Origin of the sequence: Actinosynnema pretiosum, assembly GCF_024171695.1 — a bacterium.
GTDB classification, from domain to species: Bacteria; Actinomycetota; Actinomycetes; order Mycobacteriales; family Pseudonocardiaceae; genus Actinosynnema; species Actinosynnema pretiosum.
In genome coordinates this window covers 253,270-265,753 of sequence record NZ_JAMTCF010000006.1, presented here as the reverse complement: position 1 = coordinate 265,753, position 12,484 = coordinate 253,270, and the positions used below count along the sequence as shown (strand labels likewise).

Here is a 12,484-nt window from a genome sequence, read left to right as displayed (position 1 = left end):
CCGTGAGCGGTCCACAGGAAGGCGCTGCGGCGCCGAGGATCATCGGGAACCGGTACGCGCTGCTGGCCGAGCTGGGCCGGGGCGCGATGGGCGTGGTCTGGCGAGCCCACGACAACCTCATCAACCGCAAGGTCGCCATCAAGGAGCTGCACCTGCCCGAGGGGCTGCCGCCCCAGGAGGTGCAGGTGCTCCAGCAGCGGGTGCTGCGCGAGGCCCGCACGGCGGGCGCGCTCAACGACCCCGCCGTGGTCACCGTGTTCGACGTGATCGTCGAGAACGGCGTGACCTACATCGTCATGGAGCTGGTGGAGGGGCAGCCGCTGGACACCCTGGTCAAGCGCAACGGCCCCATGCCCGCCGAGCACGTGGCGGGCATCGGCCTGCGGGTGCTCTCCGCGCTCCAGGCCGCGCACGGCGCGGGCATCGTGCACCGCGACGTCAAGCCCGGCAACATCCTGGTGTGCCCGGACGGCCAGGTGAAGCTGACCGACTTCGGCATCGCCCAGGCCGTCGACGACCCCGGTCTGACGCTCAACAACGCCATCATCGGCTCGCCCGCCTACCTGTCCCCGGAGCGGGTGCGCGGCGAGGCGGCCACCCCGGCCTCCGACCTGTGGGCGTTCGGCGCGACCCTGGCCTACGCGGTCGAGGGCGCGGCCCCGTTCCAGCGCACCTCCACCGCGTCCACCCTGCACGCGATCATGAACGAGACGCCGCAGCTGCGCCTGGCGCACGGCTCGGTCGCCGCCGCCATCGCGGGCCTGCTCGCCGCCGACCCCAGGGCCCGGCTCACCGCGACCCAGGCCGCCGCGCTGCTGTCCGGCAACGCGACCAGGCCGGTGGCCGTCGCCGCCGGTCCCACCGCCGAGACCGGCCAGGTCCGGCCCGCCCCCGCCGAGCCCGCCAAGCGCGCGCCGGTGCTGATCGCCGCGGGCGTCGTGGCGCTGCTGCTGGCCACCGGCGCGTTCTTCGCCGGGCGCGCCCTGTCCGACTCCACCGAGGCCGCCGGGTCCACCCCGACCACCGGGTCGGACGCGCCGAAGACGGAGCTGGACGTGACGTTCTTCAGCTTCGGCAGGCAGGGCGACATCCCGGTGTGGGCCATGGGCGAGCAGGGCTGCGGCACCAAGCTGATCAACAAGGGCGCGGCGTTCGACTGGCAGCAGAACGTGGACTGCTCGCAGCCGCACAAGATCGAGCGCTACGCGGCGGAGACCCCGTTCTACGACCGCGCCGAGAAGGGCCTCGCGGTGCCCTATCCCGGCCAGGAGTGGTTCCGGGACTACGCGCTGCACTACTGCGACCTGCACGCGCGGACCGTGCGGGTGAGCGCCGACAAGCGCGACGCGCTGGTGTTCTACGCCATGGCCCCCACCAAGGAGGAGTGGGAGTACAAGGAGGGCGACGCGATCGGCGCCAAGGAGGTCGTGTGCGTCCTGGCGAACAAGGACGGGGCCGACCGGACCGGCAGCGCGCGCGGCTGAGACCCGCAGGGTGGGGTGGCCGAGGAGGCCGCCCCACCCCGGCCCGCTCAGCGGTTCAGCGCGGTCCTGATCCTCACCACGGCCGCGTGCTCGGCCTGCGCGACGCTCCCGTCGGCGGTCGCCACCTCGCGGCAGATCTCCACCACGGCGTCGGCGAACGCCTCCGCGTCCTGCGGCGCGCGGTACGCCACCAGCGCGAACGACTGGCGCAGCGCCGCGAGCACCCCGTGCTCCACCTCGGCCACCGTGCCGCCCGGAAGCTCCGGGGCGTCCGCCGAGATCGCCGCGCGCACCTCGTCGGGCAGGGCGGCCATCGCCCGCACGCCCGCGTGCGTCTCCTGGTCGAGCGCGCCCTCGTCCGCTACCGACACCAGCACCATCGCGCCGTAGACGGCGGTGCGCAGCGTCCGGCTCTCCTCGTCGGTGTAACCCATGAGGACACCCTAGCTTGATCACGTCCGGCTCCCGAACGCTCGCCGGGCGTCCGGGGTCGTGATCTTCGCGCAGGTCAGCACGGGTTTGTCCGAAGTGCGGTTCCCGCTGCGGGGGCCGGCTTACGATCACTGCGGGAACCGCCCGGCGGGGGCGCGGCGCGACGGGGGAGCGGGCATGAGCGGTTACGAGATCGTCGCCGAGCAGCTGGCCGTGCACGGCAGGCAGCTCGCGGACCTCAGCACGCGGGTGCAGGGCGCGGTGGACGCGGCCCGCACGGTCAGCATGCCGACGGACGCCTACGGCATCCTGTGCCAGCCGTTCCGGATGATGCTGGACCCGGTGGAGAGCTTGGGCCTGACCGCGCTGGGCGGGGCGGTGGACGCGCTGGACGCCTCGGGGACCGAGATCGAGGGCGCGGTGCGGCAGTACCGGGAGATGGAGGACGGGGTCGCGCAGACCTTCCGCGACATCAACGGGGCCGGGTGATGGCTGGCGAGAATCCGCTGGTGGCGCAGGCTCCGGCCGGATTGGACGTGCTGCACCCCGATTTCCCCGCTGCCCGTCCGCACACCCTGAGGGGAGAGTCCCCTCACGCGAGTTGAAGCCGACGACGTGGACGAGGACGGCGAGTTCGTCCTCCACGGGGGCGAGCCGTACACCGGCGAGGTGGTCGAGCTGCGCGAGGACGGCAGCGTGATCACGCTCTACACCTGCACCTCGGGCTACTACGACGGCCCTTATAGGGAGACATACCCGGACGGCGGCCCTTACAAGGAAGGGGTGATGCGGATGGGGTTGTCGGTCGGCCTGCACCGCCGCTGGCACCCCAGCGGCAGGCTGGCCAGGGAGGACCTCTTCGACGAGCGCGGCCACGTCGCCCGTCGCGAGTGGGACGTCGACGGAGCCCTGCTGGTCGACACCTTCCCCGACACCCCTTGACGCATCCTGCCGCGTCGCAGTCGTGGTTCAGCGGGTGCGGGACACCTTCGCGCGGGTGGTGGCCGAGGGCTTTCGCGCGGACGAGGTCGTCGGCGCCTCGGCGGAGGAGATCGACGGGGTCGCGCGTGCGCAGCGGGCTTCAGGCGTTCCCGCCGCGCTCCGCGAAGTGCTGCGGCTCATGGGACGTGAACCCGGCATGTGGCTTTCCGGGTCTTCCTTCGGGGGCGTCCTCGACGGCGAGAGCAAGCGGGACGCCCTGGACTGCCTCGACGAGCACGACGCCGCCCGGCTGGGCAGTGGCGACGAGGGCGGGCACGGGATGGTGGACGCCGAGGGGATGCTGGTCGTGCTGGACGCCGCGGGGTCTTCCTACCTGGTGGTGGACGGGGCGGCCTCGGCCTCGTCGATCCACCGCTGTGGGCCCTCACCGAGGGGGCCGGTTGCTCTCGCGGCGGGCGCGCGGGAAGAGCGACCCCGCTCGTGAGGAGTACTTCGACTGGTCGTGACGGCTCGCGGTGAGCATGGCTCCACCAGCGGTTCCGCCGGTCACCCCGCGAGCAGCCGGGGCCGCAGCTCCAGCCACGGCCGCAGGGCGTCCGCGACGTCCGGGGACAGCAGCGGCGGCAGGTGGCGCAGGCCGTGCAGCTCGTTGCGCAGCAGGCGGGCGGCACGGGTGTCGGCCTCACCGAGCCTGCGGTCGCACAGTGCCTCCGCGTTCGCGGGCGCGGCGGCGAGCCAGTCCCGCGCCGCCTGGTCGGGGGTGCGCCAGGCCAGGTCCGGGGCGTCCAGCAGCCACTCGACCGCCGTCACCGCAGCCTCGCCCGGCGGGACGAGCCCGGCCTCGGCGGCCACCCGCGTCACCCTGGCCCGGCGCTCGGTGAGCTCCCCGGCGTTGGTCGAGTGCAGCGCGCTGGACAACCCCGCCCACTCGGCCTCCGGGTCCACCCGCCCGGCCAGCTCGACCAGCCGGTCCCGCAACCGCGCCTCGGACACCTCGTAGAACCCGCGCGCCACCCGCCGGAACTCCTCCAGCCGGTGCTCCGCGCGCGCCCAGGCGCGCTGCCGCCAGGACAGCGGCGTGCCCAGCACCTTGAGCACCTGCCCGTCGACCCCGTGCCCGGCCTCCGCCGCGTCCCGCACGGCCAGCACGTCCACCCCGCCCACCGAGCCGAGCCTGGTGTACGCCGGGTCGTGGTGCGGCAGCTCCACCAGCCCGAACCCGCGCGCTTCCACCGCCGCGACCAGCTCGTCCAGCAGCAGGTCCCCGTGCCGGAAGGGGCCGTACCGGTCGACGAGGGGACCGCCGACCTCCCCGTCCAGGTAGCGCAACCGGAGGGGCTGGCCGCCGAAGTAGGTGATCTCCCACCCGCGCGGACCCCGCCACCAGCCGAACTCGACCAGCGGCAGCCCGTTGACCAGGACGTCCCCCCGGATCAGCTCGGGGTCGCCGTCGTCGCCGAACGCGGCGCGCAGCTCGTCGACCGCGCTGGTGTGGTCCAGGCCGAGGACGGTTCCGGTGGTCACCAGGTCGGTGAAGAAGTCCAGATCGCTCACGGACGGTGATCCTAAGAGGACGGTGCCAGCAGGCGGGAGCGCATTTCCCGCCACGGGCGCAGCTCGTCCGCGACGTCGGGGGACAGCAGCGGGATCAGCAGGCGCAGCTCGTGCACCTGGTCGCGCAGCGCCCGCGCCGCCGCCGTGCCGGGCTCGTCGAGCACCCGGTCGCACAGCGCCTCGGGGTTCGCGGGCGCGGCGGCGAGCCAGTCCCGCGCCGCCTGGTCCGGGGTGCGCCAGGCCAGCTCGGGTCGGCGCCGGATCCAGCGGGCCACGAGCAGCGCCGCCTCGCCCGGCGGGACCGGCCCCACCTCCACCGCCACCCGGAACACCCTGGCGCGCCGCTCGACCTGCGCCCGCCCGGTCGACCACCGCACGGCTGCGGACAACCCGGCCCACTCCGCTTCGCGGTCGTCGCCCACGCGCGCGGACAGGCGCTCGCGCAGCAGCGGTTCGGGCACGGCGACCAGGCGCTGCGCGGCCCGCCGGAACTCCGCCTCCCGCCCGGCCGCCCGGTGCAGCGCGGCCCTGCGACGCCCACCCGCCCCGATCCACGCCGACCGCACCGACCCGTCGGCGTCCCCCCTGCCCCGGACGACCACCCCCGAGGCGGGGGCGAGCAGCTCCCGGTGCCGCGCCCCCGGCCCCGTCAGCTCCACCAGCGCGAACCCGCGCGCCCCCACCGCGTCGACCAGCTCGTCCAGCGGCAGGGGCTCGTGCCGGAACGGGCCGTAGCGCGCCACCAGCGGGTCGCCGACCCGGCCTCCCAGGTAGCCGAGCCGATGCGCCTGCGCCTCGCACCGGTCGACCTCCCAGCCGAGCGGGCCGCGCGACCAGGCGAAGTCGACCAGCGGCGTGCTCGGACTCGGGCGGCCGGGGGCGACCCGGTCGCCGAACACCGCGACCACCTCGTCCACGCCGCTGGTGTGGTCCAGCCCGAGGACGGTTCCGGTGGTCACCAGGTCGGCGAGGAAGTCCAGGTCGCTCACACCCCGGATGCTCCCCGCCCGGTCAGCGGCTCGCACCCCGCAGCCGCCCCAGCAGCGAACGCCGCTGCGCAGGCTCCGCCCTGAGCGTCTCCAACCCGACGACCGGCCCCGGCGGCGCCGCGCTCACGTCGCGGCCCGACAGCAACCGGGGGCGCAGCTCCAGCCACGGGCGCAGCAGCGCCACCGACCTGCGGTCCAGCATCGGCAGCAGGTCGGCGAGCACGTGCAGCTGGTCGCGCAGCACGCGCGCCTGCCGGGTGCGCGGCTCGTCCAACCGCCGGTCGCACAGCGCCTCGACCGCCGCGAGCGGCGGCACGGCGGCCAGCCAGTCGGCCAGGATCGCCTCGGGCGGCACCCCGTCCGGCACCTGCCCGCCCGTCCACGGCGCCTCGGCGGCCCACAGCGCGCGCGTCACGGCGACCTCGTCCGGCGGCACCACGCCCAGCTCGAACACCGCGCGGTCCAGCCGCAGCACGCTCACCGCCATCCGGTCGCCCGCCACGCCCCCGACCCGGCGGCGCAGCACCCGCCACCAGTCCCGCAGGTCCTGCCCGGCGGACTGCTCCCGCACCCAGTCGGGGTCGACCTCGGTCATCCCGCGCACCCGGTGCGCCAGCGCGTGGAACTCCTGCTCGCGCGGCCGGGCCTTCTGCAGCACCCCGTAGTCGGCGCCCTCGCGGTCGTGCGTCACGCACAGCACCGCGCCCGGCGGGTACGGCGAGGGCGGACGGCGGGCAAGTTCCCAGGACGGCGGGTACGAGTCGGGCTCGACCAGCGCCACCATCCCGGTCGCGGGCGCCCAGAGCACCCGGTGCCCACCGGCTTCCCGAGGCAGCTCCTCCACGGCGAACCCGCGCGCCCCGACCGCCGCCCGCAACTCCCGCTCGTGCAGCAGAGCCCGCCGGAAGGGCCCGTACCGCTCGGTGATCACCCGGTCGACCTGGGTGAGGCGGGGGAGCAACCGGGGAAGCGCGCCGAACCAGGAGAACCGCCACTCGCCGACGTGCCGGGGGACGTAGAGGCGGGTCCAGCAGAAGGTGGCGAGCTCGTCCTGGCGGCAGTGCGTGGAACCGGGGACGTCGTCCTGCGGCAACCACTCGGGGCCGAGGCGGTCGCGGACCTCGTCGAAGGAGCTGGTGTGGTCGACGCCGAGGAGGGTGCCGGTGGTGAGCAGGTCGGCGAAGAAGTCGATGTCCCCCATAGGGGGCATTGTCCCAACGGGAAGGCGGGGGGCGGTTTTCGGGCTGGGCAAGGGAAAGCGGTTTTTCGGCGGGTATGTTCGTCGTGACCCGGAGTGAGCGGAGGTGGGTCGGGGTCGCCTGCGGTGAGATCGCCAGGAACGCGACGAACCGGATGTTCATGGGCGTGCTCGCCCGGTGTGGTGGTTTTTACGGGAGAGAGCACCAGTTCTACTTGAACGACATGTCGGTCCTGCCCTACGAGAACAGGTGGGGGGACGGGCGGATCGTCTTCGCCGCGCGAGGAGAACCCGGCTGTCCGCTGCAAGCTCCGCTTGGCTCGCCCTGTTGCCTTCAGGGACTCCCGCGCCACGCGCAAGCTCATCGAGGCGACGGGGGAGCACAGCGCCCTGCTGTGCGACGGTGAGAAGGCCTACGGCCTGGGGGAGGTCTCCCCGGACTAAGACCCGACGTCGGAATCGGTGTTCGTCTCGACCTTGCTCGAACGCGGTGTGTGGGAGCTGGCGCACGACGATGCGGTGCTGTTCACCGTCAAGGACGGCGTGGGCCACCTGCCCGAGCCCGCACTGGACGTCCCACGGTTGAAGGCCCTCGCTGCCCAGCTCACGAACATGGACGGCGGCGTTCTGGTCGACGCGCAGGGGAACTGCCACGCGATCGGGGTGATCCTGGACGGCGCCGCCAACGGAAGGGGGTCCGCCGCTCGGGGAAGCAGGTGCAACAACGCCATTCGCTACCTCGGTGGATCGCCCCGGCCCGCCGTGGTGGTCGTCGCAGATCCCCTGATGAACGACAGCTACTGGAAGTAGTGCCCCCGCCTCACCTCACCCCCCTTCCCCCACCCCGTCCATCACCTCCGCCCCCGCGATGAACGCCGCCGCCGCCAACACCCCCGCCCCGCTCGCCAACCGCCGGTACTCCCGCAAAGCCGCCTCCCGGTCCCCCATCGCCTGGTAGCTCCGCGCCACCAGGAACCGGCACTCGTCCGCCCGCTCCGCCCACCCCTCGCCCTCGACCTCCACCAGGTGGTCCAACCACCCCGAGGCCCGCACCCCCGCGTCCACCGCGTCCTCCCACCGCGCGGCCGCGTGGTCGGCGCGCAGCAGCTGGTACCAGTGCTCCGCCGTGTCCACCCCCCGCACCACCGCCTGCCCGACCGCCTCGTTCAAATCATCGGCCGCCGCGCCCGGATCGACCTCCACCAGCGCCACCCCGCGCAGGTACCGCAAGTGCCCCGCCAACCGCCCGGCGGGCAGCCCCCGCAACCGCCGCTCCGCGAACCGCCGCAGCTCCGCGGGCCCGCGCCCCAGCTCCTCGTGCGCCCGCCGCACCTCCTCCACCGCCTCCACGGCCCGCTCCCACGCCTCCACCGACACCGCCGCGTCCAGCGCCGCCACGGCGTGCTCCCGAGCCTGCGCCGCCTGCCGCCCGTCCTCGTTGCGCCACGCCGCCTCGCGCACCCCCACCGCCGCCGCCAGCACCGCGTCGCCCGCCTCCCGCGCCGCGACCGCCGCACGCTCCAGCGCCCGGTGCGCCTCGTCGGTCCGCCCCACGGCCCGCAGCGCGTGCGCGTACCAGTGCTCGCCCCACCCGACCGCGTCCGGCGCGCCGACCTCGCGCAGCCGCTCCACCGACTCCTCGGTCAGCGCCAACCCCTCGGCCCCGCGCCCCGACCCGATCACCCACACGCCCAGCCAGCAGTGGTTCAGCAGGTGCCTGCGCGGGTCGCCGTGGCGCAGGTGCACCTGCGCCGCCCAGCGCATCCGCAGCTCGGTCTCCTCGCCCTGGCAGAACCGCGCCCGCAGCTCCGCCTGCCGCCCCGCCAGCGGTTTGGGCAGCTCGTCGCCCACCGCCGCCAGGCACGCCCGCGCCTGCTCCTGCTCGCACCGCAGGTCGTGCCACTCGGCCAGGTCCAGCAGCTCGCCGTCGTCCAGCCCGGCGGGCGGCAGCACGTCCGGGCAGGGGCGGGAGGTCGGGGTCAGCGGCAGGAACCTGGTCACCGGGGGCGCGGCCAGGCGCGCCCGCACCCGGTCGCCCACGGCCGACGTGCGGTTGCGGGCGTCGAACTCCTCGGCCAGCTCCAGCGCCAGCCGCCGCATCCGCCGCGCCACCACCGCGAACGGCACCGAGTTCGGATCGCCCGCGCCCAGGTCCAGCTGCGTGTCGCCGCGCCCGGCCCTGACCACCCGCTCCGCCAGCACCGCCACCGACGTCGCGAACCCCAGCACCGCCGACGGCCGCTCCCGCGCCTCGAACCCGCGCATCGGCCCCAACCAGTCAACGGCCGCGTCCTCGTTGCCGGTCAGCGCGCAGAACTCCACGACCCGCCCGTGCTCCTCCACCGCCCGCGCCCGCCCGCTGAGCCCGCGCAGCACCCGCCGGTACGCCAGCGCCGCCCGCTCGCCCATCCCGGCCCGAGCCAGCGGCAGCAGCATCGCGCACCGCACCTTCAGGGCTAACAGGTCGTTCGCGGCGGGATCGGCGAGCACGGGTCCGGCCAGCGCGTGCGCGGTCGCCACCGCCGCCTCGTCGCCGCGCAGCAGCATCCGCTCCACCCCGACCGCCCGGTACCCGCCGTCCTCGGTGTCCGCGCCGCCCGCCGCCACCCACTGCACGTGGGCCCGCTCCTCGGCCTCCCAGTCACCCCGGTGCGCCGCGATCGCCCGCGCCGCCGCGTGCACCGACCGCAGCCCGTGCCCGCGCTCCCGGCACCGCCGCTCCACGTCGCCCAGCGCGGCGGTGATCTCGGCCAGGCCGAACGAGGGGAAGTCGACCATCCGCCGCACCAGCGCCGCGTACCAGTCGAACAACCCGGCCTCGTCCTCGGGCGAGAACCGCCACGGCTTGCGGTCGTACTCGCGCAGCGCGAGCCTGAGCTCCTCGAACACGCGGGGCCACCGGCCGTCGTCGCGGTGCGCGTCGGCGAGCATCCGGCGCGCGGCCAGCCCCGCGCGGGGCTGGTCCTCTGCGGCGGCCCTGCGCACCAGCTGCTCCAGCATGGTCGTGCGCGCCCCGCCGTGCTCCATCGCCCCGACCGCCTGGAGCGACTCCCACAGCTCGAACTCCGCGGTGCTCATCGAACACACCCCGCAACCAACCCGCGCCGCGCCGTGATCACCCCCGAGAGCTTAGGCCGAACCGGCTCCGGGACCGAGGCAGCTCCCCGCGCGCCCCGAAACCCGCAGTGACCCCGAAGCGCCGCCCCACCGCAGGAATGCGGGCAGGTCGTGGGCACACCCGCCCCGCGCGCCCCGCCCGCCGCTGCGGTGACCCGAAACCAGCGGTGAACCGAACCGCACGCCGGGCGAACGGCCGGGAAACCGGGTGCGGCGCGCCGCACGGCCCATCCACTGCCCGCGCCGCCCGCGTGCGGTCCAAGCGCGGCGAGCTGGAGTGGGCGCTGCCGAGCTCGACCCGCGTCGGCGCCCGCTGCCGACCCCGGTGCCTGCCGACCGCGAACTCGGCTGGGCCCCCGATGGCCCACCCCGCCCCGGCAGCGTGGAATCGGCGCGCGAGTTCGCGGCCTGGGCGGTGACCGCAACCAGTCAGTCCACAGTGGACTGATCATGTGTTCCTTCGCCGGTCGGGGTTCCTACCCGTCCACAGCGGACTTCACACCCCGCCGCCGCAGTGGTGATGAACACCCCCTGACTTGTGCCGCGCCCCACCCGCCGGTGCGCCCGCCGTCCCGGTGCGGCGGTATCGTCCCTGCCGTGGAGCAGCACGGCAGGGACCCGCGGCGCAGCCCGGCACGGCGCGGCGCGTCCGCCGCCAAGCTCGGGTCCGTCGCGCTCGGCGCGGTGCTCGCCGCCTCCGTGCTCACCGGCGTCGCGCTCAACCGGGACACCAGCGTCACCGGTTCCGCCGTCCCCGAGGACGCGCCCGCCGAGACCGGCGCGACGACCACCACGACCACGACCTCCACCCCGCCGCCCGACCCGTGCGCGCCGACCCTGGCCGCGCTCACCCCGCGCGCCCGGCTCGCCCAGCTGCTCCAGGTCGGCGTCAACCCGCGCGGCCCGCAGGACGCCCTGTCCATCGTCGGCTCCGAGCAGGTCGGCGGCATCTTCGTCGGCGGCGACGACGTCGGCCTGCTGTCGGGCAACGCGCTGGCCGCCGTGCACGCCGCCGCCAAGCTCCCGCTCACCGTCTCGGTGGACGACGAGGGCGGCCGGGTGCAGCGCATCGACGCGCTCGACGGCGACATCCCCAGCGCCCGCACCATGACCCGCACCATGTCCACCGAGCAGGTCAGGGAACTGGCCCGCGTGCGCGGCGAGGCCATGAAGGCGCGCGGCGTCAACACCGACCTCGCCCCCGTGCTCGACCTGACCGGCCAGGCCGCGAACACCGTCATCGGCGACCGCTCGTTCAGCCCGGACCCGGCCACCGCCGTCTCCTACGCCGAGGCGTTCGCGGAGGGCCTGCGGCAGGCCGGGGTCGTCTCGGTGGTCAAGCACTTCCCCGGCCACGGCAACACCTCCGGCGACTCGCACCTCGGCTCGGTCACCGCGCCCCCGCTGGCCCAGCTGCGCGCCCACGACCTCGCGCCCTACCGGGAGCTGCCCAGGTTCGGCGCCGACGTGCAGGTCATGGTCGGCCACATCGAGGTCCCCGACCTGACCGGCGGCCTGCCCGCGAGCCTGAGCCCGGCCGCCTACGAGCTGCTGCGCGGCGAGTTCGCCTTCGACGGCCTGGTCATGACCGACGACCTTGGCGCGATGCGCGCGGTCACCGACCTGGCCGACCTGCCTGATGCGGTGCTGCGCGCGCTGGTCGCGGGCGCGGACGTGGCGCTGTGGTCGTCCGGCGGCCGGGTCGGCGAGGTGCTCGACCGGTTGGAGCGGGCCGTCGCGGGCGGGGAGCTCAGCGCCGAGCGGGTGGACCGCTCGCTGCGCCGCGTCCTCAAGTCCAAGCACGTCTGCTAGCGCCCCCCACCTGCGTCGATCAGTTCCGGTGATCGCTGCGCGTGCCGATCGGGTCTGGTTCGGCCGTCAGCGGCGCGGTGGGGTGGGCTGCATGAGGATCGGTACCCACCAGGCGGGGCTGCCCATCAGCGGCGAGCGCCCCGAGGACCTGCCCGTCGACAGCGCCTGGACCAACCAGATGCCCGGCGGCTGGGACCCGCTCGCGCTGCTCGCCGCGCACGGCCCCGGCGAGCTGGAGCTGGGCACCGCCATCGTGCCCACCTACCCCCGGCACCCGGTCGCCCTGGCCACCCAGGCGCTCACCACGCAGGCCCTGGTCGGCGGCAGGCTCACCCTCGGCATCGGCCCGAGCCACGCCTGGCACGTCACCGACCAGCTCGGCCTGCCGTACACCTCGCCCGCCGCGCACACCCGCGAGTACCTGGAGGTCCTGCGGCCCCTGCTGCGCGGCGAGCACGTGCGGCACGCGGGCGAGCACTTCACCGTCGACATCCGGCTCGACCAGCCCGTCGCGCCACCACCGGTGCTGCTGTCCGCGCTGGGGCCCAGGATGCTCCGGGTCGCGCGGGACCTCGCGGACGGCGTCGTCGCCACCTGGTGCACGCCCGAGCTGGTCGAGGGGCACCTGGCGCCCGCGCTGGGGGACGGCGCGCGCATCGTGGTGAGCGTCCTGGTGGCGATCACCCACGACCCGGACGCGGCGCGCGCCCAGGTGGAGGAGGCGTTCGGCGCGGCGTCGCGGATGCCCGCCTACCGGGCGCTGCTCGACCGGGGCGGGCTGGCCGGCGTGGGCGACACGGCGGTGGTCGGCACCGAGGAGCAGGTGCTCGCCCAGCTCACCCGCCTGCGCGACGCGGGCACCACGGACCTGGTGCTCGCCGTGCTCGGCCCGCCAGCCGACCGCGCGCGGGCGCACGAGGTGGCGGCCGGACTGCGCGGCTGACGGGCACGGCGGG

Annotated in this window: 12 protein-coding genes and 1 pseudogene; 8 read left to right on the top strand and 5 right to left on the bottom strand. The window is 75.2% G+C overall.

The genetic code is table 11. The features are described from left to right. The first annotated feature begins 2 nt into the window (after positions 1-2). A complete protein-coding gene (locus LV78_RS14440) occupies positions 3-1,484 on the top strand; it encodes a serine/threonine-protein kinase (protein ID WP_253845782.1) in 1,482 nt (493 codons plus the stop codon). A 47-nt stretch (positions 1,485-1,531) separates the two neighbouring features. Here LV78_RS14440 and LV78_RS14435 read toward each other — a convergent pair whose 3' ends face one another. After that, positions 1,532-1,918: a hypothetical protein gene (locus LV78_RS14435; RefSeq protein ID WP_253845781.1), complete on the bottom strand. Its 387-nt coding sequence runs from the start codon at positions 1,916-1,918 to the stop codon at positions 1,532-1,534. A gap of 175 nt (positions 1,919-2,093) precedes the next feature. On the opposite strand from LV78_RS14435, the gene LV78_RS14430 reads away from it, so the two are divergent. From LV78_RS14430 to LV78_RS14420, 3 genes are all read left to right on the top strand, one after another. Continuing rightward, positions 2,094-2,405, top strand: a complete 312-nt coding sequence (locus LV78_RS14430) for a hypothetical protein (protein WP_253845780.1) — start codon at positions 2,094-2,096, stop codon at positions 2,403-2,405. A gap of 126 nt (positions 2,406-2,531) precedes the next feature. Continuing rightward, on the top strand, positions 2,532-2,858 hold the full coding sequence (locus LV78_RS14425) for a toxin-antitoxin system YwqK family antitoxin (RefSeq protein ID WP_253845779.1): 327 nt from the start codon (positions 2,532-2,534) through the stop codon (positions 2,856-2,858). Positions 2,859-2,892: 34 nt separating this feature from the next. Next, a complete protein-coding gene (locus LV78_RS14420; protein ID WP_253845778.1) occupies positions 2,893-3,342 on the top strand; it encodes a hypothetical protein in 450 nt (149 codons plus the stop codon). A gap of 62 nt (positions 3,343-3,404) precedes the next feature. Here the strand turns inward: LV78_RS14420 and LV78_RS14415 are convergent, their stop codons facing one another. Genes LV78_RS14415 through LV78_RS14405 form a run of 3 tightly spaced genes read right to left on the bottom strand, consistent with a single transcriptional unit; the run spans position 3,405 to position 6,602 of the window. Then, on the bottom strand, positions 3,405-4,412 hold the full coding sequence (locus LV78_RS14415; RefSeq protein ID WP_253845777.1) for a hypothetical protein: 1,008 nt from the start codon (positions 4,410-4,412) through the stop codon (positions 3,405-3,407). Positions 4,413-4,423: 11 nt separating this feature from the next. After that, on the bottom strand, positions 4,424-5,401 hold the full coding sequence (locus tag LV78_RS14410) for a hypothetical protein (protein ID WP_253845776.1): 978 nt from the start codon (positions 5,399-5,401) through the stop codon (positions 4,424-4,426). A 22-nt stretch (positions 5,402-5,423) separates the two neighbouring features. After that, on the bottom strand, positions 5,424-6,602 hold the full coding sequence (locus tag LV78_RS14405) for a hypothetical protein (RefSeq protein WP_253845775.1): 1,179 nt from the start codon (positions 6,600-6,602) through the stop codon (positions 5,424-5,426). A gap of 294 nt (positions 6,603-6,896) precedes the next feature. On the opposite strand from LV78_RS14405, the pseudogene LV78_RS40750 reads away from it, so the two are divergent. Together LV78_RS40750 and LV78_RS14400 are read left to right on the top strand one after the other, a co-directional pair. Then, positions 6,897-7,043 (top strand): annotated as a pseudogene (locus LV78_RS40750) (hypothetical protein); the annotation flags it as partial. An 18-nt stretch (positions 7,044-7,061) separates the two neighbouring features. After that, complete coding sequence (locus LV78_RS14400; protein WP_253845774.1) at positions 7,062-7,409, top strand: hypothetical protein; 348 nt, start codon at positions 7,062-7,064, stop codon at positions 7,407-7,409. A 15-nt stretch (positions 7,410-7,424) separates the two neighbouring features. Here the strand turns inward: LV78_RS14400 and LV78_RS14395 are convergent, their stop codons facing one another. Beyond that, positions 7,425-9,677, bottom strand: coding sequence for a hypothetical protein (locus tag LV78_RS14395; protein ID WP_253845773.1), 2,253 nt, complete (start codon positions 9,675-9,677; stop codon positions 7,425-7,427). Positions 9,678-10,313: 636 nt separating this feature from the next. Between LV78_RS14395 and LV78_RS14390 the strand changes: the two genes are divergently transcribed. Together LV78_RS14390 and LV78_RS14385 are read left to right on the top strand one after the other, a co-directional pair. Beyond that, a complete protein-coding gene (locus LV78_RS14390; protein WP_253845772.1) occupies positions 10,314-11,528 on the top strand; it encodes a glycoside hydrolase family 3 N-terminal domain-containing protein in 1,215 nt (404 codons plus the stop codon). A gap of 91 nt (positions 11,529-11,619) precedes the next feature. Further along, complete coding sequence (locus LV78_RS14385) at positions 11,620-12,471, top strand: TIGR03564 family F420-dependent LLM class oxidoreductase (RefSeq protein WP_253845771.1); 852 nt, start codon at positions 11,620-11,622, stop codon at positions 12,469-12,471. Positions 12,472-12,484 lie beyond the last annotated feature (13 nt).

Bases quoted from the DNA above. Each gene is read 5' to 3' on its own strand.
- LV78_RS14435 (WP_253845781.1), bottom strand. From the start codon at position 1,918: ATGGGTTACACCGACGAGGAGAGCCGGACGCTGCGCACCGCCGTCTAC.
- LV78_RS14430 (WP_253845780.1), top strand. From the start codon at position 2,094: ATGAGCGGTTACGAGATCGTCGCCGAGCAGCTGGCCGTGCACGGCAGG.
- LV78_RS14405 (WP_253845775.1), bottom strand. From the start codon at position 6,602: ATGGGGGACATCGACTTCTTCGCCGACCTGCTCACCACCGGCACCCTC.
- LV78_RS14395 (WP_253845773.1), bottom strand. From the start codon at position 9,677: ATGAGCACCGCGGAGTTCGAGCTGTGGGAGTCGCTCCAGGCGGTCGGG.
- LV78_RS14385 (WP_253845771.1), top strand. From the start codon at position 11,620: ATGAGGATCGGTACCCACCAGGCGGGGCTGCCCATCAGCGGCGAGCGC.